Genomic DNA, 20,328 nt, shown 5'->3' on the forward strand with positions numbered 1-20,328 from the left:
GCGCCACGGCGCTGGCTTATGATGCCTGCCCATGACGCCCCGCCTTTCCCATCTGTTTGCGCTGATTCCCGTGGCCGCGGCCGTGTCCGCCCTGGCCGCGCCGGTGGCGCCCGGCACCCACGCCACGCTCGCGATCCTGGAGACGACCGACCTCCACGCGAACGTCGTCGGCTACGATTATTTCAAGCTCGCGCAAGACCCCTCGTTCGGCCTGGACCGCACTGCGACGCTGATCGCCCAGGCGCGGCGCGAGTTTCCGAACACGGTGCTGCTCGATGACGGCGACACGATCCAGGGCACGGCGCTGGGCGATTACCAGGCCCTCGTCGCGCCCGTGAAGTGCGGCGAGCTGCCGGCCATCTACCAGGCGATGCAACGCCTCGGCTATGACGGCGGGAGCGTCGGCAACCACGATTTCAACTACGGCCTGGGTTATCTCGGCCAGGTGACGGGCACCCGTTTCGACGTCCCCGGCATCGAGCAGCCCGCCAAACCGTGCGCGGGCCCCGGCTTTCCGATCGTGCTCGCGAACGTCTACAGCGTCAAGACGCACGCGCCGCTGTTCGCGCCGTACCGCATCATCGCCAAGCGCGTGCGGGCCGAGGACGCGGACGGGCATCCCGTCGAGGCGACGGTAAGGATCGGCATCATCGGCTTCACGACGCCCACGATCATGGCGTGGGACAAGCGCGCGCTGGAAGGCCGCGTCTACACGGAAGGCCTCGTCGAGACGGCACGCCGCTACCTGCCGGAGATGCGCCGCCAGGGCGCCGACCTGATCGTCGCCATTTCGCACGGCGGCCTGGACGCGAGCCCGTATTCCCCGACGATGGAGAACGGCAATTACTACCTGGCGCAAGTGGCCGGCATCGATGCGCTGCTGATGGGTCATGCGCACCAGCTGTTCCCGAATCCGGCGAGCAAGGTCGCGCAGTTCGACCTGCCGCACGTCGACAAGGTGCGCGGCACCGTGTTCGGCGTGCCGGCCGTGATGGCGAACCTGTGGGGCAAGAACCTGGGCGTGATCCGCTTCGACCTGCGCCACGACGGCAAGGGCTGGACGATCAACCGCGACCGGACCGTCGTCGAGACGCGCGCCACGCAGCAGCCCGACAAATCGTATGTCGCCGCCGATCCGGCCGTGCTGGACAGGGTGCGCGCCGCCCACGAGGCGACGATCCGCTACGTGCAGACGCCCGTCGGCAGCACGGATTTCCGCATGTCGACGTACTTCGCCGATGTCGGCGATCCGTCCGCCATCCAGGCCGTCAACGCGGCGCAGGCGGACTATGTGCGCGAGTACGTGAAGGCGAATCTGCCGCAATACACGGACGTGCCCGTGCTGTCCGTCTCGGCCGCGTTCAAGGCCGGCGCGGCGGGACCAGGCGATTACACGGACGTGGCGCCCGGCAGCCTCGCGCTGAACAATGCGGCCGACCTGTACCTGTATCCGAACGCGCTGTATGCGGTCAAGGTCGACGGGGCGGGATTGAAGGCGTGGCTGGAACATGCGGCAGGACGCTTCAACACCATCGATCCGGCGCGGACGGCGCCGCAGGAACTCGTCAACGGCGGATTTCCCAGTTTTAACTTCGACATGGTCACGTCGCCCGATCTGCGCTACGAGATCGACGTGACGCGCCCGGCCGGCCAGCGCATCCGCAACCTGGCGTGGCGGGGCAAGCCCGTCGCCAGCGACCAGGCCTTCCTCGTCGCGACCAATAACTACCGCGCGAGCGGCGGCGGCAGCTTCCCCGGCCTGGACGGCAGCCGGACCGTGATCGCGGCGCCGGACACGAACCGCGACGTGCTGATCGCGTGGATCCGCGCGCACAAGCGGCTCACGCGGGCCGCGGACGGCGCGGCGCGCAGCTGGCGCTTCGCACGGGCAAGGACGGCGGGGCCGGTCGTGTTCCACGCGCCGCCGGGCAAGCTGGACCTGGCGCGCGCGGCCGGGCTCGACAACGTGTCGGCACTGCGGGAGGACGACGGCCAGGGCAAGGGGTTCGCGTTGTACGCGGTCGACCTGGCGAAATGAGGGCGCTCAGTTGCGCAGGGCGCGGCCCGTGGCCTGGATCTCGCTCGAGGCGATCTCGGCCAGGTCGATGAGGCTTTGCACTTCGGCCGCGCGCAGGCGGCGCGGTTCGCGGTCGATCACGCACAGCGTGCCGAGCGGCTGGCCGGACTTGTCGCGCAGCGGCACGCCGGCATAGAAGCGGATGTGCGGTTCCTGCAGCACGAGCGGATTGCTGCGGAAGCGCTCGTCTTCCATGGCGTCTTCGACGACGAATAATTCGTTCTTGAGGATCGCGTGCGAGCAGAACGCCCAGTCGCGCGGCGTCTCGCGCGCGGCGAGGCCGGTGCGGGCCTTGAACCATTGGCGGGTCGAGGTCAGCAGGGAGATCAGGGCGATCGGCGAACCGGTCACCATCGAGGCCAGGCGCACGAGGCGGTCGAAGCGGGCTTCCTGGTCGGTGTCGACGAGGCCGGTGGCGGCCAGCGCGGCCAGGCGCGCGCGCTCGTTGGCGCCGACCGGGTAGCCGGCCTGAGGCGCCGGCTGGTATTCCTTGTCCGTGCTCGGGTTCGGGGTCGAGCGTGCCGGGTCGTCGCCGTGCATCAAGCCTTGCACGAGGCTCAGGCGCGTGCGGCGGTGTCCGCCGGGCGTCTTCCAGGATTCGATTGCGCCGCTTTCCATCCAGATCTGCACGGTGCTCGTCGCCACGCCCAGCAGGCGTGCCACTTCGCTCGTGGTCAGGATCGGGTCGTCTTCTTGTAAGTTGCTTTGCATAAACATCCTCATTACCGTCAGTATAGCGGATTCGGAGGGGTTCGCATTTCTTAAAATATAGTTGCGATATGGAACGTGTTTCTAAGCCAACATTTCCATTCGATTTTACATTTTCGTGCCCAATGTGACATTAACGGAATGGGCGCGGCGCAGGCGCGCCGCTCAATGGACGGCGTGGCGTTCCGGCTGCACGAGCACGAACGGGCTGACGACGGACGCCCACAGCAGGGTATCGGCGGCCTGCCAGGTGCTGGCCTGCACGTCGGATACTTTGGCGATCTTGCCTTCGGTCATCCACTGGGTGATCGCGGCCTTGTCGTCGTGGGCGATGCGCACGGCGACTTCGACGAGGTCCAGCGCTTCGCTCACGTAGACGACGGCGCCGTGGGCGAAATGGCGTTCCAGTTCGGACCAGTGCACGCGGGCGGTTTCGCGGTTGATCTTGTCGTGCAGTTCGTTGTCTTTGAGCGGATCGGTTTTCATGAGCTTGGTGGTCGTGATTCAGAGGCATTCGACGGCGGGACGCGGCGAACCCGCCCATGTTAACCGATATGCATGGCCCTTGCGGACATTGCCGACCAGCGCCGGGCGGAAGCACGCGAGGTTCGTGCCGTCGGGCCGGCGTACGCTCGGGTAGATGACGCCCATCGAGCCCGCGTCCAGCAGGTCGGCGGCCAGCGCCTGCGAGGCGACGTAGCTGTCCGGGGCAAGGCAGTCGTGCCAGGCGTCGGCACCGCGCAGGTCGTGGAAGGTGGCACTGAAGTCGGCCAGCAGCGCCTGGTAATTCACGCTGTCGTCGAAGCGCCCGATCTCGTGGTATTCGACGGCCTTGTGGAACGCCACCTCGGCCAGCGCCGTCTCGGCGTCGAACGCGCAATACCACGCGCCCCGTTCGCCGTCGTTGAAGCGGCTGCCTTCCGGACGCGCATACGCATAGGCCGCGTTGATGATGCGGAAATTTGGCACGCCAAACACGAGCTCATCCACGCCTATGCCGGGCAGCAGGCCGGATTCGCCGCGCAGGCGATCGTTGGTGGCATTGTCGAGGTCGAACAGGTCGCGCAGCATGCCTTCGCCGTCGGCCAGCGGGGCCAGCACGGAATCCTCGAGGTCGGCGAAGCGCGAGGGGATCAGGCGGCACGTGTCGAACTGCCGCAGCGCCGTCAGGCGGGGGATCAGTTTCACTCACAGTCCTCCGCGGCGGGCGTCGAGGAGCCGGCGCACGGTCTGCATCGCCAGCAGGCCGCCGCCCAGCATATAGGCCAGCGGGGTGCGGCCGTTGAAGATCGGATTGGTATTCGGGAGGTGGGCCCATTCGTCGGCGAGCTTGTCGCCGTACAGGATGTGCAGGGCCTTGTAGATGCCGAGCAGGTAGGAAATGCGTGTGATGCGGTCGACTTCGAGCACCCGTGCGGGGTGCTTCTTCCATTCGTAGAACGAGGACGACGACAGGCCGCCGAGCAGCTCGCGCGCATCCTCGTCGCGGATCCGCCAGGCGTCGGCGAGCCGGAAGAATCCTTTCAGGGCCGACTCGGACAACCGTTCGCGCTCGGAGCGGGCGGACAGGTCGACGAGTACCGCCGGCTCGAACCGGCTCTTGGGGTAGGCGTAGGCGAAGCTCATGAGGAATCCTCCGGTTTTGGATTATATATACTCCGCTTCCGGATATCGTGCAAGCGTCTTGTGCAAAGCGAATTGCCATGCCAGAATGCAAAGCTTGTCAAACCATCATCCTGGCAAACGACGAAAAGGGGGGCGCGATGCGTCTGCTGTCGATTGGGGTCATGTGCATCAGCATGCTGATGCTGGCTATGGCGAGCGCGGCGCGGCCGTCGCACGACGAGCTGAAGAAACAGGTGGCCGATACGGAACGCGCCTTCGCCGCCACGATGAAGGCGCGCGACCACGCCGCGTTCATCGCTTTCCTGGCCGACGAGGCCATCTTCTTTTCCGGCGCGACGGCACTGCGTGGGCGCGACAACATCGCCGACGCATGGCGCAAATACTATCAGGGCGAGCGCGCGCCGTTCTCGTGGGAGCCCGAGCAGGTGGAAGTGGTGGAATCGGGCACGCTGGCCTATAGCGGCGGGCCGGTCTACGACGCCGCCGGCAAGGTGGTGGGGCGCTTCAATTCGATCTGGCGGCTGGAAGCCCCCGGGCGCTGGAAGATCGTGTTCGACCGGGGCGAGGCGCCACCGTGCCGCTGGGGGACCAAACCCGCCGAACAGAAGGACTGAGCGTCCCCGCGCTCAACAATGTGACTAGTTGCTCGTGCCGAGTTGACACTCTCCAGCCCTGTCCCGATACTCGTCCGCACCCCAACGACGAGAGGCAGGAGACATGGACAAGCCCACGATTCGCACCTATGCACCGATCGCACTGCTGGCGCTCACGCTGACGCAGTCCGCCTTTGCCGCGCAAGGCAAGCAGGTCGAGAAACTCGATCGCGGCGTCATCGCCATCGCGACCGGCAGCGGCGTCTTCATCAGCTGGCGCGTGCTGGGCGTCGACGACCCCGGCACCCGCTTCAACCTCTACCGCGACGGCGTGCGCCTGAACGATGTCCCGCTCGAGGCGAGCAATTTCACGGACGCCGCCGGCTCCCCGGCGGCGCATTATGCCGTGCGGCCCGTCGTCAAGGGGCAGGAAAAGAAGGACGAGCCGGCCGCGGCGACCTGGAACCAGCCGTTCCTGCGCATTCCGGTGCAGCGGCCCGCGGGCGGCGTCACGCCCAAGGGCGAAGCGTACACCTACGACATCAACGATGGCACGCCGGCCGACCTGGACGGCGACGGCCAGTACGAGCTGATCGTCAAGTGGCAGCCGACCAATGCCAAGGACAATTCGCAGTCGGGCTATACGGGCAACACCTATGTCGACGCGTACAAGCTCGACGGCACCCGCCTGTGGCGCATCGATCTCGGCCGCAACATCCGCGCCGGCGCCCATTACACGACGATGGTGGCCTACGACCTCGACGGCAACGGCAGGGCCGAGGTGATGCTCAAGACCGCCGACGGCACCGTCGACGGCCAGGGCAAGGTGATCGGCGACGCCAGTGCGGACTACCGCAATGCCAACGGTTATATCCTGTCCGGTCCCGAGTTCCTGACCGTGTTCGACGGCCGCACCGGCCGCGCGCTGGCGACCACGAACTACCTGCCGGCGCGCGGTTCGGTGGCGGCGTGGGGCGACAGCTACGGCAACCGCGTCGACCGGTTCCTGGGCGGTGTCGCCTACCTGGACGGCCGCCGTCCCAGCGCCGTGTTCTCGCGCGGCTACTACACCCGCGCCGTCGTCGCCGCCTGGGACTACCGCGACGGCGTGCTGTCCAGCCGCTGGGTGTTCGACACGGACAAGGAGGGCAGCGCCGTGCGCGGCCAGGGATCGCACTGGTTCGCGGTGGCGGACGTCGACGGCGACGGCCGCGACGACATCGTCTACGGCGCGGCCGCGATCGGCAGCGACGGGCATATGTTGTACAGCACCGGCCTGTGCCACGGCGACGCGCTGCACGTGGGCAAGCTCGACCCGGCCCGCGCCGGCCTGCAGGCGTATATGGTGCACGAAACGCCATCCTGCTATGGCGCCTACGGCTCCGAGATGCACGACGCGGGCACGGGCCGGATACTGTGGGGCGTCAGCGGCAGCGGCGCCGACGTCGGCCGCGGCGTGTGCGCGGACGTCGATCCGAACTATCTCGGCGAGGAATGCTGGGCGGCGCGCGGCGGCCTGATGGCGGCCAACGGCCACCAGATCACCACCAAACGGCCCAGCAACATGAACTTCGCCAGCTGGTGGGATGGCGACCTGGGCCGCGAGCTGCTCGACGGCACCGCCATCAACAAGTGGCAGCCGGCGACGGCCAGTGTGGTGCGCCTGCTGGATGGCGCGCCGTTCGGGGCGGCCTCGAACAACGGCACCAAGGCCACGCCGGTGCTGTCGGCCGACATCCTGGGCGACTGGCGCGAGGAAGTCGTGTGGCGCACGGCCGACAACTCGGCGCTGCTCGTGTTCAGCACGACGACGCCGACCACGGCGCGCATCCCGACCCTGATGCACGATCCGCAATACCGCGCGCAGGTGGCGGGGCAGAACGCCGGCTACAACCAGCCGCCGCATCCGAGCTATTACCTGGGCGTGGGCATGGAGCCGGTGGTGCAGGCGCCGATTTTTACGCGTTAGGTCCGCAGCCTGAACGACCGCTCAAGTATGAAGACGTCGTCCCCGCGAAGGCGGGGATCCAAGTTGTTCGCGTTATCGTGACGCATGCAAAACTGGGTTCCCGCCTGCGCGGGAACGACGATTGTAAGCCGGTGGACTGATGTGTGAGTGCGCATCAGCCGCCGCCCGTCGTCCCCGCGAAGGCGGGGATCAAAGTTGTCCGCGTTATTGTGATGCATGCAAAATTGGGTTCCCGCCTGCGCGGGAACGACGATTGTAAGCCGGTGGACTGATGTGTGAGCGCGCATCAGCCGCCGCCCGTCGTCCCCGCGCAGGCGGGGACCCAAGTTGCACGCGCTGAGGCAACGCGTGCAAAGCTTGGGTTACCGCCTGCGCGGAACGACGATTTCATGATGGGTAACTGATGTGCCGCCAGGCGCGGCCGCCGGGAGCCTCACGCCGCCTCGGCGTGCTCCACCAGCAGCTGCACCTTGGTGACGCCGTTGTACTCGTTGGCGTCGAGCCGGAACGCCACGCGCGCCTTGTCGCCCAGCGCGTCCGTGTGCCCGAACCAGATCGCGTCGTAGCGCCGGCCATTGCGTTCCAGCAGGAGCTTGAGGTGCTTGTCCTTCAGGATGCGCTGGCTCACGACACGGAATTCGTCGCAGAACACGGGCGGCGCAAAACCCTGGCCCCACACCTGGCCGTCCAGAAGTTCGATGAATTGCGTGCTGTAGAAATCGTCTTCCAGCGGACCGTCCGTCTCGACGATGCGTTCCAGCTGGGCTTCCGTCAGCCAGGACCGGCCGACGGCCTCGAACGCCTGCGCGAACGTGTCGAAGCGGTCGGCGCGGATCGACAGGCCCGCCGCCATCGAGTGGCCGCCGAATTTGTCGATCAGGCCGGGGACTTTCTTCGACACGAGGTCCAGCGCGTCGCGCAGGTGGAAGCCCGGGATCGAGCGCCCCGAGCCCTTGATCCAGCCGTCGCCCGCGGGCGCGAACGTGATCGTCGGGCGGTAGAACTTTTCCTTGAGGCGCGAGGCGACGATGCCGATCACGCCCTGGTGCCAGCCGTCGTCGAACACGGCGATGGTGCTGGCGTCCGCCGGGTTGAAGTCGTCCAGGTGCAGCAGCGCCTCGCCCTGCATGTCGGCCTCGATCTCGCGCCGCTTCAGGTTGATGTCGTTGAGCTGCTGGGCGATGGCCCAGGCGCGGCCTTCGTCGTCCGTGATCAGGCATTCGATCCCGAGCGACATGTCTTCCAGGCGGCCGGCGGCGTTCAGGCGCGGCCCGAGCGCGAAGCCGAGGTCGAACGGCGACGCGCAGCGCGCTTCGCGCCCCGCGACGCGGAACAGTGCCGCCACGCCGGCGTGCATGCGCCCCGCGCGCATGCGCTTGAGGCCTTGCGCGACGAGGATGCGGTTGTTCGTATCGAGCTTGACGACGTCCGCCACCGTGCCCAGCGCGACGAGGTCGAGCAGGTTGTCGAGCTTCGGCTGCGTCTGCGCGTCGAACACGCCGCGCCGGCGCAGTTCCGCGCGCAGCGCCAGCAGCACGTAGAACACGACGCCCACGCCGGCCAGGTGCTTGCTCGGGAAGCCGCATTCGGGCTGGTTCGGGTTCACGATCACGCGCGCGTCCGGCAGGGCGTCGCCCGGCAGGTGGTGGTCGGTGACGACCACGTCGATGCCGCGCGCCTTGGCGGCCGCCACACCGTCGATGCTGGCGATGCCGTTGTCCACGGTGATGATGATGTCCGGCGCCTTTTCGCGCGCCGTCAGCTCGACGATTTCCGGCGTCAGGCCGTAGCCGTACTCGAAACGGTTCGGCACGATGTAGTCGACCCGCGCACCCATCGCCCACAGCCCGCGCAGGGCGGTGGCGCAGGCGGTGGCGCCGTCGCAGTCGTAGTCGGCCACGATGGTCATCTTCTTGCCGGCCGCGATGGCGTCGGCCAGATAGGTCGCGGCCGCGTCGATCTGGCGCAGCGCGCCCGGCGGCACGAGGGCCTGGAGCTCGATCGCGAGTTCGCGCGGATCGGTCAGGCCGCGCGCGGCGTACACGCGCGCCAGCACGGGGTGGATGCCGCCCTGGCGCAGCATTTCGGATTGGCGTACGGGGCAGGGGCGGATGGTGATGCGGGTCTTCAAAGCAGTCGTTCCAGGGTCGGGCGGCGCCAGAATTTACGCTGCGCCAGTGGTGTCGTCGTCGTTTCGAGGAGGCCGTCGCGGTGGCTCAGCACGAGCCGCACCGACCTCGCGCGGCCCTGCGCCAGCGCGGCCAGCAGCGGCGCGAACAGGTCCGCTTCCAGACGCTGCATCTGCTGCAGCCAGCCGCTCCAGTCGGCCGCGATGCCGGGTGCGGCCACGTTGCCGCAGGCGAGCAGCCAATCGCCGTCGTCGTCCAGCAGGCCATCGAGTTCGGCCAGGCTGTTCATGCGCCGCTCGGCCAGCGCCGCCAGCCAGCCGGGCGTCTCGAACGCGGCCACGCGCGGGCGCGCGACCGCATTGCCGGCCGCCTTCGCGACCAGTTGCTGGGCGTGCTCGGTCGCCACGCTCGCATTCCCCCACGGCCAGAAGGAATTGATCGGCAACTGGCCGCGCGCCTCGCGCGCCGCGTTGGCCGGATCCGTGAACCACGTCACCTGCACGTCGTTCTGCAGCTTGCGGAAGGCGCGCGCCTGCGCGCCGGACGGCATCCAGTCCGTCAGGTTCATGTTCACCGCCGCGTCCGGGCTCGCGGTCGCAAGCTCGGTCCAGTCGTCGGCGCGCATGAACCAGGTGTCGTGCGTGCCCCAGGCCAGCAGCATGCCGGCGTCCTCGAAGCAGGGCCGGGCGCTGTCGAACAGGGCGCGCGCCTCCGGTTCGTGCAGGTCGAGCGCGCGCGTGTCGCCCATCTGCAGGTGCGTGCGCGCGATCTGGATGTGGGTCGGATTCACGACGAACCACATCCCGCCTTCCGGGTCGAGGCCGAAGCCGCGCATGGCGCTGGCCGCGACGCCCGGCACGAGGCCGCGCGCGAGGCCCAGTTCCCGTGCGATCCACAACTCGTGCGGCAGCACGCGCGCGTCGGCATCCAGCGGGCGGTATTGCCGGTTTGATGTTCTTGACAACAGCGCGGCCAGCGCCGGCGCGTGCAGGGCGCGGGTCAGGTCGGGCGCGAATTCTGGAGCGGGGAGGGCGAACGGCAGGACGAGCGAAATGTGGGCCATCCCGGTATTGTAGGCGAAATCGGCCCGTTCAGATATCCGCTCCCCGCATCCCGTCGGTGCCGGGGAGGGGCGTCGTGACGTCCGGCGTGGACGTGGGCGCCATCGACGCGTCCGGCGGCAGCCCGGCCGATCCGCCCGGCGGCAGCATGCCGGACACGGGCGTGAGACCGATCGCCTCGTGATACCAGCCCTGCACCAGCGCCAGGTGGCGGTGCTCGTCCTCCAGCGCCAGCGTGAAGCCGGCCAGCAGGTCGTCCTGTCCGGCCTCGCCGGCCAGCGCGATCAGGGTCTCCCAGCCGGCGCGGTCGGCCAGCTCGGCCGTCAGCAGCGCGTGCAGCGACTGGGCCAGGCTCGTGCGCGGATCGCCCAGTACCTGCACGATGCCCTGCGCCTCGATGCCCGCGACGTCCGCGCTGGGCGTCTGCGCCGTCGGGTCGCCGCCCAGCGACTCGATCGCCTCCTTGAGCAGCAGGAAGTGACGGGCTTCGTCGCGGCGGATGTCCGCCACGTGGTCGCGCGTCATGCCCGCGGGCCCGCGCTGCATCACGTCGCATTTCGCCAGCAGCGCGTCGTACAGCCGCGTGCCGGTCCGTTCAAATGCAAGGCGCTCGCCCAGCTTGTCGAGCAGGATCTGGGGCCGGTCACCCTTGAGCATGTGCATGCCCACGCTGACGGCGCCCGCCACCGTGCCCGGCATGGGGAGCGAGCCGATGGCGTCGGCATCGACGATGTACGCTTCGCGCGCGTCCTGCAGCGCGCGCTCGTCGCCCGGGGCGCCGCGGATGGGGATGTTCTCGCTGCGTTGCATGGCCGCCGTGTCGAGGGGCGACATCTGCACCCCGGTCCGGTTCATGCCCATGTGTTCCGTCTGCTGTGCCATCATGCCTCCCGCTCGCCCGTCAGGGCATCACGACGCCGCCCCGGTTGGCCGGCAGGGTCGCCACGAGGGCCGTCGTGCCGGCGGCGCCGTGGCTGACGAGCTCCGTGCCCGGCGTCCAGACGTAGCCGGCCGCCACCGCCTCGCTGGGCGAGCCGTCGTGGTTCAGCTGGCGGCGGACGTCGATGCTGGCCTGGTCTTCGTGCTCCCTAGGCACGAACTGCGTGCCGAGCGCGCGCAGATCGACTTCGCTCGCCAGCACGCTGCGGACGTAGTCGCGCTGGCTGCGCAATTCGATCGGGCGGGCGAAGTCGCCGACGATCTCGGCCGGATCGCGCCGTTCGTAGCGCCGGAAGGCCTCGGCGGCCAGGTGGAAGTGGCCCAGTTCGTGGTCGAGGCAGCGTTCCCAGACGGCCTTGACGTGGTGGTTCGTCTCCGTCTCGACGCAACTGTAATAGGCGTAGCACTCGTTCGCCTCGTGCAGCATCCACTGCTCGACCCACGTCTCGGTGGGGTCCAGCAGCGATTCGTACTGGGTCACGTGCTGTTCCTCCACCGCCGCGATCTCGGCATACAGCTGGCGCGCCACGGGGTCGGCGAAGGTCGGGCCCACGGTCATATAATAGTCATGCGTCTGCGCCTCGGCCGCCGTGACCGTCAGCGCGTGCAGCTTGCTGAGCATCGCGGCCATGCTGCGGTCGTAGGGGATGCGCAGGTCGTCGCGCGGGGCGCGGTGGTGTTCGGACGTGGGGCGGCCGGGCAGGATGTCCGTATAGCTCTGCAGGATATTGTTCGCATCCTTGCCTTCCATGCGGTCGAGCAGGGCCGCGTAGCGGTAAAGGTGGTCGAAGTCTTCCAGCAGGCCGAAGCGGTAGACCTGGCACAGGTAGCTGTCCGGCTCGGCCTTGGCCACGCTCGCCGTCAGCTCGATGGCCAGCTGTTCGTGGGCGATCGTCGTCTCGAGCGGCGAATGGTCGGGCGACAGCAGGCCGCCCACCAGCGTCGCCTGATGCTGTTCGACCCGCCGCACCTCGGCCAGCGGCTGGCGCAGCGCCATGTTGCAGCGCGCCGCCATGTGCGAGAAGCGCACGGCCTCGCGTTCGATGCCGGTCATGAGGATCACGCGCATGCGGGTGAAGGCATCGTCGTCCAGCTTGCTGATCGGTTTGCGCACCATGCCGCGCCACGTGGTGTGCTGCCGGTCGAGCGGCGTGCCCTTGGAATCGAAGACGGAAAATGCCATGGTCGGCCTCCTGTCTCCGTTCGATAGGCCTTTGCGCCCGGAGTTCCGGACATTTTCCAGTGTGTGTATGCAGGAAAAAGTACTTCCAATTGTGACAACGCCTCACGTGGATGAGCGTTGTGTGGCAAACTGCGGGACCAAAGCATTTACCCCGGAGCCCATGAGCCTCATCCACAAACTGCCGTACGAATGGCTGGTCGGCCTGCGCTACACGCGCGCCGGCAAGCGCAGCAGCCGCAACAGCTTCATTTCCTTCATCTCACTGATCTCCGTGTCCGGCATCGCCCTGGGCGTGGGTGCGCTGATCGTCGTGCTGTCGGTGATGAACGGGTTCCAGAAGGAGGTCACGGACCGCATGCTGTCCGTGCTGGCGCACATCGAGGTGTTCGACGCGAGCGGGGCCATGCCGAACTGGCGCCAGGCCGAGCAGGAAGCCTTCAAGAATCCCGCCGTGCGCGGCGCCGCGCCGTTCGTCGAGACGCAGGGCCTGCTCGTGCGCGAGGACACGATGAAGCCGGCCATCATCCGCGGCATCCTGCCGTCGGAAGAGCACAAGGTGTCCGACGTGGCGAAGCAGATCCGCCAGGGCAGCATCGAGAGCCTGCGTCCCGGCCAGTTCAACATCGTGCTCGGCTACGTGCTGGCGCGTTCGCTCGGCGTGGGCATCGGCGACAAGGTCAACATGCTGCTGGCCCAGGGCCAGACGACGCCGGCCGGCATGGTCCCGCGCTCGCGCGTGTTCACCGTGAGCGGCATCTTCGAGGCCGGCCACTACGAATTCGATTCGGCGCTGGCGTTCATCGACATCGAGGACGCCGAGCGCATGGAACGCCTGGACGCGCCGAACGGCCTGCGCCTGCGCATCGCCGACATGCACGACGCGCCGATCGTGGCCGACCAGCTCAAGCACAGCATGTCGGGCGACCTGATCATGCGCGACTGGTCCAAGCTGAACGCCAACTGGTTCGCCGCCGTGCAGACCGAGAAGCGCATGATGTTCATCATCCTCACGCTGATCATCGCCGTGGCCGCGTTCAACCTGGTCTCGACGCTCGTCATGACGGTGACGGAAAAGCAGCCCGACATCGCCATCCTGCGCACGCTGGGCGCGTCGCCGCGCTCCATCACGAAGATCTTCATGATCCAGGGCGCCCTCGTCGGCATCATGGGCACCGTGGCCGGCGTCGCGCTGGGCGTGCTGGTGGCGCTGAACATCGACGTCATCGTGCCGTTCATCGAGCACCTGCTGGGCGTGCAGTTCCTGTCCAAGGACATTTACCTGATCAGCGAAATCCCGTCCGACCTGCGCTGGCCGGACGTCTTCAAGATCGGCGGCGTCTCGGTGCTGCTGGCCTTCGTCGCCACCATCTACCCCAGTTGGTCGGCGTCGCGCGTGAAACCGGCGGAGGCCCTGCGTTATGAGTAACATGAAAAACGAGACCGGCGGCCCCGCCATCCTGGCTTGCCGCGGCGTCGGCAAGACCTTCCGCGAGGGCGACTACGCCGTCCAGGTGCTCGACCACGTCGACTTTTCGATCGGCCGCGGCGAACGCGTCGCCATCGTGGGCGCGTCCGGCTCGGGCAAGTCGACCCTGCTGCACATCCTGGGCGGGCTGGACACGCCCAGCACGGGCATCGTCACCCTGCAGGGCGAAGACTTCGCCACGCTGTCGGAGACGCGCCGCGGCGACCTGCGCAACCGCTTCCTCGGCTTCGTCTACCAGTTCCACCACCTGCTGCCGGAATTCACGGCACTGGACAACGTCGCGATGCCGCTCTTGATCCGGCGCGTGAAGCGCGACGAGGCGCTCGCGCGCGCCGAGGCCATCCTGGCCCGCGTGGGCCTGACCAGGCGCGCCATCCACCGGCCGGGCGAACTGTCCGGCGGCGAACGCCAGCGCGTGGCACTGGCGCGTGCCCTCGTCACGGAACCGGCCTGCGTGCTCGCGGATGAGCCGACCGGGAACCTCGACCACACGACGGCGCAGGGCATCTTCGACCTGATGCTGGAACTGTCGAAGACCCTGGGCACCGCCTTCGTCATCGTCACGCACGACCCGGAACTGGCGGGCCGCTGCGACCGCGTGCTGCGCATGACGGAACACGGGCTGCAGCCGGCCGAGGCGTAGGCACCCCATGTGGATCGACACCCACTGCCACCTCGACGCGCACGAATTCGGCACGGAATCCGCCGGCGTCGCACGGCGTGCGCAGGAGGCGGGCGCCGGCATGATCGTGATCCCGGCCGTCGCGCGCGATAACTTCGACGTCGTGCGGACCCTGGCGGCGGACGTCCCGAACGCCAGCTATGCGCTGGGCATCCATCCGATCCACGTACCGCAGGCCACGGACGACGACCTCGCCGAACTGCGGCGCCAGGTCGAGGCGTCGCTCGCCGACCCGCGCTTCGTGGCCATCGGCGAGATCGGCCTGGACTTCTTCATTCCGCTGCTGTGCGAGCCGGCGATGCGCGAGAAGCAGGAACGCTTCCTGCGCGAGCAGCTGCGCATCGCGCGCGACTTCGGCCTGCCGGTGCTCACGCACGTGCGCCGGTCGCAGGACCAGGTGCTGAAGCACGTGCGCCAGATCGGACCGAACGGCGGCATCGCGCACGCGTTCAACGGCAGCTTCCAGCAGGCCCGGGCCTTCATCGACGCGGGCTTCCACCTCGGCTTCGGCGGCGCGATGACCTTTACGCGCGCGCTGCAGATCCGGCGGCTCGCGGCGGAACTGCCGCTGGACGCCATCGTGCTGGAGACGGACGCGCCGGACATCGCGCCCGCGTGGATCCACCCGGCCCGCAACAGTCCGGAACAATTGCCCGCGATCGGTGCCGTGCTGGCCGGGCTGCGCGCCGTCGACGTCGCTGCGGTGCGCGCGGCGACGCGCGCGAACGCGCTGGCGGCGATACCCCGCCTGGCCCCGCTGCTGGCCTGAGCGGCCGTTCTCCCCGGCGCGCATGCGGCGCGCATCAATCACATGGGTCCTACCCGCTGACCATCGAAGCGCGCCGCAATCGCAGCCGCAACCGCGACCGCGTCCGCACCGTCCCGGTTCCCGCGTGTTCGCACCGGCGCATCGCGCGACCCCGCGCGGCGCGCGGCATGGGACCATCCGCACGCACGCGGGTTCGTCCCTGCGCACTCTGAGCCAAACCAATCCCGGGCCGTTCGAAGCATGGAAGAATCCATTCTCGTGCCGCAGCCGCGGCGTGTTCACGGGAGAGACAGTGGAAAGCGCGAGCGAGTTCCTGCGGGTTCTGCAGAACGAGAAGGTCCTGAGCACCGCTCATCGGCCATTGCGCCTGCGCCTGGCCCACGGCGGGCGGCTCGCGGACGACGTGCTGCTGCCCCAGCGGGTCGTGGGCAGCGAGGCGATCTGCGGCGGCATCGACTACCGCGTCGCCTGCGTCGCCGGCAGCCCGCACATCGCGCTCAAGGACCTCATCGCGCTGCCGGCCGAGCTCCAGTTCGTCACCGACCGCGGCATGCTGCGCAGCGTCTGCGGCATCGTCACCGAGGCGCGCGCCGGCGACGCGGACGGCGGCCTGGCCGGCTACGAAGTCGTCCTGCGCGACGTGTTCGCCGTAATGGAAAAGCGCACCAACAGCCGCGTGTTCCGCTACCAGAACGAGCTCGAGATCGTGCAGGTGCTGTGCGACGAATGGCGCCAGTCGAACACGGTGCTGGCCAACGCGTTCGAACTCGAACTCGACCCGCTGTTCGACATGCGCCAGTTCCCGCCGCGCGAACAGACCATGCAGTACAACGAATCGGACGCCGCATTCGTGCGCCGGCTGCTCAGGCGGCGCGGCATCGCCTGGGTGTTCCGGCCGGGCCGCAGCCGCGGCACCCCCGTCGACCCCGCGCACGACCGCACGCCGGCGCACACGCTGGTGCTGTTCAACGACCCGAACAGCCTGCCGCAGAACGGCGCCGGCACCGTGCGCTACCACCGCGACACCATGGCGGACGGCCGCGACACGATCCATTCCTGGCGTGCCGCGCGCCGCCTGCAGCCGGGCGTCGCCACCCGCCACAGCTGGGATTACAAGAACGCCGGCAGCCCGGAGTTCATGACGGCCACCGCGCGCAGCACGGCCGACCAGGGCCCGAGCGGCAACACGCTCGCCGCTTCGCTGGACGACTACCTGATCGAGATGCCGCACGCCGGCAACGACACCCTCGACCACTGGCGCCTCGGCCACGTGCGCATGAGCCGCCACGAATTCGAATCGAAGTGCTTCCAGGGCGAGGGCAGCGTGCGCGACTTCTGCGTCGGCCAGTATTTCACGCTCGAGGGCCATCCCGAGATCGACACCCATCCCGCGCCGGAGCGCGACTTCGTGATCACGGAACTGCACATCGCGGCCGACAACAACCTGCCGCGCGGCCTCGACGTCGAGCGCGATCGGCATGCGGCGCACCCTGCCGCCGCGCCGGCCCTGAGCGCGCTGCCGCCGCCGCGCGCGGGCGACGGGCAGGCGCGCGTGCGCGTCGGCTTTTCCGCCGTGCGGCGCGGGATCGCCATCGTGCCGGCGTACGACCCGCGCACCGACCTGCCGCATCCGCCGCTGCAAAGCGCCATCGTCGTCGGCCCGGCCGGCGAGGACGTCCACTGCGACGCGCTGGGGCGCGTGAAGATCCGCTTCCCCGGCATGCGCACCGCCGATCACCGCCACGCGCACGGCGCCGGCGCGTCCGGTTCGCCGGCCGATTCCGCCTGGGTGCGCGTGGCGTCGAACTGGGCCGGCAACGGCAACGGCAGCCGGCAGCAGGCGGGCGCGCTGTCGCTGCCGCGCGTGGGCAGCGAAGTGCTGGTGGCCTTCCTCGGCGGCGATCCCGACCGCCCGATCATCCTCGCGCAGTTGTACAACCAGCGCACGGCGCCGCCCGCGTTCAGCCAGACGGGCGCCTTGCCGGGCAACCGCTACGTGTCCGGCACGCGTACGCACGAAGTGCAGGGCGCGCGCGGCAACCAGCTGCGCTTCGACGACACGCGCGGCGAAATCAGCGCCCAACTGGCCAGCGACCACGGCACGTCGGAACTGAACCTCGGCTGGCTGACGCGCCCGCGCGCCGACGGCAGCGGCACGCCGCGCGGCGAGGGCGCGGAGCTGCGCAGCGACTTGTCCGTCGTCGTGCGCGGCGCCCAGGGCGTATTGATCAGCGCCGAGGCGAGCCCGCAGGCGGAAGGCGGCCAGCTCGATCGCGCCGGCCTGGCGGGCCTGGCCGACGTCATGCAGGGCATACTCCACGAAGTGGGCAAGCTGGCAGCCGTCCACACGGACGACGAGCCGACGGGCAAGCGCCTCGCGGTCCTCGTCGACAAGCTGAAACGCTGGCATGCCGGCAGCAACGTGGCCGAAGGCGCGGCGGGCGGCGGCGAGCCGATCCTGGCCGCGACGGCGCCGAACGGCGTCATCATCGCCAGCAACGACAGCCTCGCACTGGGCGCGAGCGGCAAGGTGGACGTCATCAGCGCGGGCGACGCCGAGGTCGCGGCCGGCAAGAACATCTTCGTGCGCGCCGCCCGCCGCCTGAGCCTGTTCGCCCACGAACTTGGAGTACGGCTCGTCGCCGGCCGCGGCGACATCGTGATCCACACCCACCTGGGCAATATCCAGATCAAGTCCGCGGGCCGCATCAGCCTCGTCGCCGCCGAGCGCATCGAGCTGGAGGCGCCGGACGTCAAGATCATCGCGCCGGGCGCGCAGACCGGCTGGGCCGGCGGCACGGTCACCCAGCAGACGAGCGGCCGCCAGGTGTTCAAGGGCGCCGGCTTCGACGAGCTCGGACCGGACGGCGCGACACCCGCCGGCGTACGCATGCCGGCGTCGCACCTGCACACGGACGAATACGTGGTCTTGCGCCACGAGCAGACCGCGAAGCCGGTCCCGAACCAGCGTTACAAGGCGACGTTCGAAGACGGCCGCACCGTCACCGGACGCACCGACGCGGAGGGCCGCACGTCGTTACTGATCGGCGAAATGATCGGCGACGTGCACATGACCTTCCTCCCCGACGACGACACCGCCCACTGACCCGGGCCCCAACCCTCGACCACGGAGCGCGCATGGCAGACCCGACCCGCCCCTTGCCTCACCTCGTCCCGCAGCCGGACGGCAGCTGGACCGGCCGAACCGTCCTGACGCCGACGTCGTTCACGACACGTGGCTTGTTTACATTGCCGTCGTCGAAGGTCATTCCGGTGATTGTGGTGCCGGGCATCATGGGGACGAATTTGAGGGCGGCGACCAGTCCGGCGAAGAGGGCGAATGAAGTTCTTGATCCGGGGGAGCCGGCGTGGCGGGCGCCGAATGGGACGTTTGAGGGGCTGAAGACGGCGCATAAATGGAAGAATTTCGGCCCGGTCCGGCGTCAACAAATTTTGGACGCTAAGACGCTTGAGGTGGACAACCGTGGCGATATCCATCTTCCGCTGGAAGCGCGCAACTACGGCACGACCGAGGCCGAAGTGCGGCAGCGCTGGTGGGGTGAAGTCCACTGGGATTCTTACGGTAGGTTGCTGTATGGTTTGCATGTGGGGCTCAACCACACTTTCGAGATGGACCCGTTGGACAATGTACGCGTGATATGTCGTCATTGGAAAGATGTGATGGCATGCGACCCGGCAAAATGGGGCGTGCGGAGTATCGACAAGCTCACTGAACCTGAGTTGGAAAAGCACGCGGGCTATTACTACCCGGTCTACGCATGCGGCTACAACTGGCTCGAATCCTGCGAGGACTCGGCCAAGTCGCTCCGACAACGTATAGAACGCGTCATTGCCTTCTGGACTGAGCGCAAGCGTGAATGTCAGAAAGTGATCCTAGTTACCCACTCGATGGGCGGTTTGGTCGCGCGTGCTTGCGCTAAGCAGATTCCAGAGCGAATTCTCGGGGTCATTCACGGCGTGATGCCAGCCCTCGGTGCACCGGCCTGCTACCGCCGGATCGCCTGTGGTACTGAGACGTGGAGTCCAAGCAATGGAAAGGTAGATAATATCAAGGCCGAGCACGTTGCCGAAATCTTGGGTGAGCACCCGAGAGACACGATGGCCGCAATGGCTACCTCGCCGGGCGCACTACAGCTACTGCCGAATCATCTTTACCCGCAGCCTTGGTTGCATATCTGTCTGGTCAGCAGGGTCAATAATAAAGACGTGCCGCGGGAGGTGGTACATTTGCCGGTCGGAAATCCGTACGATATGTATCGTGATACGCGATCTTGGTACAGGCTGATTGATCCGGTATTGGCAGATCCGGCAAAAAAGTACAACGACGAGGCTGAGGTCATCGATATGATTCGAAAGGCCGTCAATAATGCCGAGCGCTTCCACCGCCAGGTTCTGGATACCTATTATCATCCAAATACCTATGCTTTTTATGGCGCGGACCCGGAACACATGTCCTTTGGCGCGGTGCGCTGGGTAGCGCGCGACCCTGGAGCGGGGGCCGTGTTCACGGAGTCGAACGTCCGCGGAGCGGTCTTGGGGGACTACACTCCAACCGGCGGGCGACGCGTTCGCGTGGAAAGGCGAACCGACATGTATTTTGTTCCGGCGCGCCAGGATGTTGCCGGTGACGGCACTGTGCCGCACCAGTCCGGCGCAGGGCCACGCGGAAAGGTCAGCCAGTTGTTCGACGTCCGTGGATTCGATCATCAAGGGGCGTTCAACAATGACGCAATCCTGATGTTGACCCAACATCTTATTGTCAAGCTGGTTCAGAAGCTGCAATGAAACGCACGGAGAAACCGCAATGGCGCAAGCGTTTCGCATTTCCCGCGCTTCAGAACATTGCCGGAGCCACTGTCGTGACTCATGACCTCTGCCGGAAAAGCACGGACGGGGTTACGAGCCTGATGAGACGCAAGAAAACTCCATGCGCCGTTCAGTATGCACGAGCCACCGAATGTAAATTGGATGGGCGAGCGATTGACGTCCATGGGCTCGATCCTATGGACGCGTTCACGCGGCGAGTTGTTCTGTCGTCGGCCCCAGTTTCCATTGTCAAGCTGGTACCGACGTTGCCATGACTCG

Annotated in this window: 16 protein-coding genes; 8 read left to right on the forward strand and 8 right to left on the reverse strand. The window is 67.8% G+C overall.

Going from position 1 to position 20,328, the window contains the following annotated elements:
* Window positions 1-31: 31 nt before the first annotated feature.
* Window positions 32-2,038, forward strand: coding sequence for a bifunctional 2',3'-cyclic-nucleotide 2'-phosphodiesterase/3'-nucleotidase (locus ACEN9Q_RS09460; protein WP_495628190.1), 2,007 nt, complete (start codon window positions 32-34; stop codon window positions 2,036-2,038).
* 6 nt (window positions 2,039-2,044) lie between these two features.
* On the opposite strand, the gene ACEN9Q_RS09465 is transcribed toward ACEN9Q_RS09460, so the two are convergent.
* The 4 genes from ACEN9Q_RS09465 to ACEN9Q_RS09480 all read right to left on the reverse strand — a co-directional run bounded on the left by ACEN9Q_RS09465 (window position 2,045) and on the right by ACEN9Q_RS09480 (window position 4,411).
* Window positions 2,045-2,788 (reverse strand): GAF domain-containing protein, encoded by a 744-nt coding sequence (locus tag ACEN9Q_RS09465; RefSeq protein ID WP_495628191.1) that lies wholly within the window; start codon window positions 2,786-2,788, stop codon window positions 2,045-2,047.
* Between the two features lie 162 nt (window positions 2,789-2,950).
* Window positions 2,951-3,271, reverse strand: a complete 321-nt coding sequence (locus ACEN9Q_RS09470; RefSeq protein WP_056445945.1) for a DUF2288 domain-containing protein — start codon at window positions 3,269-3,271, stop codon at window positions 2,951-2,953.
* A gap of 18 nt (window positions 3,272-3,289) precedes the next feature.
* Window positions 3,290-3,973, reverse strand: a complete 684-nt coding sequence (locus tag ACEN9Q_RS09475; protein WP_495628192.1) for an RES family NAD+ phosphorylase — start codon at window positions 3,971-3,973, stop codon at window positions 3,290-3,292.
* A complete protein-coding gene (locus tag ACEN9Q_RS09480; protein WP_056445953.1) occupies window positions 3,974-4,411 on the reverse strand; it encodes an antitoxin Xre-like helix-turn-helix domain-containing protein in 438 nt (145 codons plus the stop codon).
* Window positions 4,412-4,584: 173 nt separating this feature from the next.
* On the opposite strand from ACEN9Q_RS09480, the gene ACEN9Q_RS09485 reads away from it, so the two are divergent.
* A complete protein-coding gene (locus ACEN9Q_RS09485; protein ID WP_495628193.1) occupies window positions 4,585-5,025 on the forward strand; it encodes a YybH family protein in 441 nt (146 codons plus the stop codon).
* A gap of 103 nt (window positions 5,026-5,128) precedes the next feature.
* Window positions 5,129-6,973, forward strand: coding sequence for a rhamnogalacturonan lyase (locus ACEN9Q_RS09490; RefSeq protein WP_495628194.1), 1,845 nt, complete (start codon window positions 5,129-5,131; stop codon window positions 6,971-6,973).
* Window positions 6,974-7,406: 433 nt separating this feature from the next.
* Here ACEN9Q_RS09490 and recJ read toward each other — a convergent pair whose 3' ends face one another.
* From recJ to ACEN9Q_RS09510, 4 genes are read right to left on the reverse strand one after another with little or no spacing between them, the layout of a single operon-like run.
* Window positions 7,407-9,056 carry a single-stranded-DNA-specific exonuclease RecJ gene (gene recJ, locus ACEN9Q_RS09495; protein WP_495628932.1) on the reverse strand — a complete coding sequence of 550 codons (1,650 nt, stop codon included), beginning with the start codon at window positions 9,054-9,056 and terminating at the stop codon, window positions 7,407-7,409.
* A 44-nt stretch (window positions 9,057-9,100) separates the two neighbouring features.
* Window positions 9,101-10,165, reverse strand: a complete 1,065-nt coding sequence (locus ACEN9Q_RS09500) for a hypothetical protein (protein WP_495628195.1) — start codon at window positions 10,163-10,165, stop codon at window positions 9,101-9,103.
* Window positions 10,166-10,193: 28 nt separating this feature from the next.
* On the reverse strand, window positions 10,194-11,048 hold the full coding sequence (locus ACEN9Q_RS09505) for a ferritin Dps family protein (protein ID WP_495628196.1): 855 nt from the start codon (window positions 11,046-11,048) through the stop codon (window positions 10,194-10,196).
* A 16-nt stretch (window positions 11,049-11,064) separates the two neighbouring features.
* A complete protein-coding gene (locus tag ACEN9Q_RS09510) occupies window positions 11,065-12,285 on the reverse strand; it encodes a hypothetical protein (RefSeq protein ID WP_495628197.1) in 1,221 nt (406 codons plus the stop codon).
* A 160-nt stretch (window positions 12,286-12,445) separates the two neighbouring features.
* Between ACEN9Q_RS09510 and ACEN9Q_RS09515 the strand changes: the two genes are divergently transcribed.
* From ACEN9Q_RS09515 to ACEN9Q_RS09535, 5 genes are all read left to right on the forward strand, one after another.
* Window positions 12,446-13,711 (forward strand): lipoprotein-releasing ABC transporter permease subunit, encoded by a 1,266-nt coding sequence (locus ACEN9Q_RS09515; RefSeq protein ID WP_495628198.1) that lies wholly within the window; start codon window positions 12,446-12,448, stop codon window positions 13,709-13,711.
* The gene (lolD, locus tag ACEN9Q_RS09520; protein ID WP_495628199.1) at window positions 13,704-14,414 is read left to right on the forward strand and encodes a lipoprotein-releasing ABC transporter ATP-binding protein LolD; all 711 of its coding nucleotides are present in this window, start codon (window positions 13,704-13,706) and stop codon (window positions 14,412-14,414) included. The genes ACEN9Q_RS09515 and lolD overlap by 8 nt, the downstream gene beginning before the upstream one ends.
* A gap of 7 nt (window positions 14,415-14,421) precedes the next feature.
* The gene (locus tag ACEN9Q_RS09525; protein WP_495628200.1) at window positions 14,422-15,222 is read left to right on the forward strand and encodes a TatD family hydrolase; all 801 of its coding nucleotides are present in this window, start codon (window positions 14,422-14,424) and stop codon (window positions 15,220-15,222) included.
* A gap of 292 nt (window positions 15,223-15,514) precedes the next feature.
* Window positions 15,515-18,328 (forward strand): type VI secretion system Vgr family protein, encoded by a 2,814-nt coding sequence (locus ACEN9Q_RS09530; RefSeq protein WP_495628201.1) that lies wholly within the window; start codon window positions 15,515-15,517, stop codon window positions 18,326-18,328.
* Window positions 18,329-18,360: 32 nt separating this feature from the next.
* Window positions 18,361-20,028: an esterase/lipase family protein gene (locus ACEN9Q_RS09535; protein WP_495628202.1), complete on the forward strand. Its 1,668-nt coding sequence runs from the start codon at window positions 18,361-18,363 to the stop codon at window positions 20,026-20,028.
* The last annotated feature ends 300 nt before the right edge of the window (window positions 20,029-20,328 follow it).

The organism is Massilia sp. Masssp93, assembly GCF_059491295.1.

What these genes read in the sequence shown, in the direction of transcription:
- ACEN9Q_RS09535 (WP_495628202.1), top strand. Translation starts at nt 18,361, where the DNA reads ATGGCAGACCCGACCCGCCCCTTGCCTCACCTCGTCCCGCAGCCGGAC.
- ACEN9Q_RS09490 (WP_495628194.1), top strand. Translation starts at nt 5,129, where the DNA reads ATGGACAAGCCCACGATTCGCACCTATGCACCGATCGCACTGCTGGCG.
- ACEN9Q_RS09480 (WP_056445953.1), bottom strand. Translation starts at nt 4,411, where the DNA reads ATGAGCTTCGCCTACGCCTACCCCAAGAGCCGGTTCGAGCCGGCGGTA.
- ACEN9Q_RS09525 (WP_495628200.1), top strand. Translation starts at nt 14,422, where the DNA reads ATGTGGATCGACACCCACTGCCACCTCGACGCGCACGAATTCGGCACG.
- ACEN9Q_RS09515 (WP_495628198.1), top strand. Translation starts at nt 12,446, where the DNA reads ATGAGCCTCATCCACAAACTGCCGTACGAATGGCTGGTCGGCCTGCGC.
- ACEN9Q_RS09465 (WP_495628191.1), bottom strand. Translation starts at nt 2,788, where the DNA reads ATGCAAAGCAACTTACAAGAAGACGACCCGATCCTGACCACGAGCGAA.
- ACEN9Q_RS09500 (WP_495628195.1), bottom strand. Translation starts at nt 10,165, where the DNA reads ATGGCCCACATTTCGCTCGTCCTGCCGTTCGCCCTCCCCGCTCCAGAA.
- lolD (WP_495628199.1), top strand. Translation starts at nt 13,704, where the DNA reads ATGAGTAACATGAAAAACGAGACCGGCGGCCCCGCCATCCTGGCTTGC.
- ACEN9Q_RS09510 (WP_495628197.1), bottom strand. Translation starts at nt 12,285, where the DNA reads ATGGCATTTTCCGTCTTCGATTCCAAGGGCACGCCGCTCGACCGGCAG.
- ACEN9Q_RS09460 (WP_495628190.1), top strand. Translation starts at nt 32, where the DNA reads ATGACGCCCCGCCTTTCCCATCTGTTTGCGCTGATTCCCGTGGCCGCG.
- recJ (WP_495628932.1), bottom strand. Translation starts at nt 9,056, where the DNA reads ATGCTGCGCCAGGGCGGCATCCACCCCGTGCTGGCGCGCGTGTACGCC.
- ACEN9Q_RS09485 (WP_495628193.1), top strand. Translation starts at nt 4,585, where the DNA reads ATGCTGATGCTGGCTATGGCGAGCGCGGCGCGGCCGTCGCACGACGAG.
- ACEN9Q_RS09470 (WP_056445945.1), bottom strand. Translation starts at nt 3,271, where the DNA reads ATGAAAACCGATCCGCTCAAAGACAACGAACTGCACGACAAGATCAAC.
- ACEN9Q_RS09505 (WP_495628196.1), bottom strand. Translation starts at nt 11,048, where the DNA reads ATGATGGCACAGCAGACGGAACACATGGGCATGAACCGGACCGGGGTG.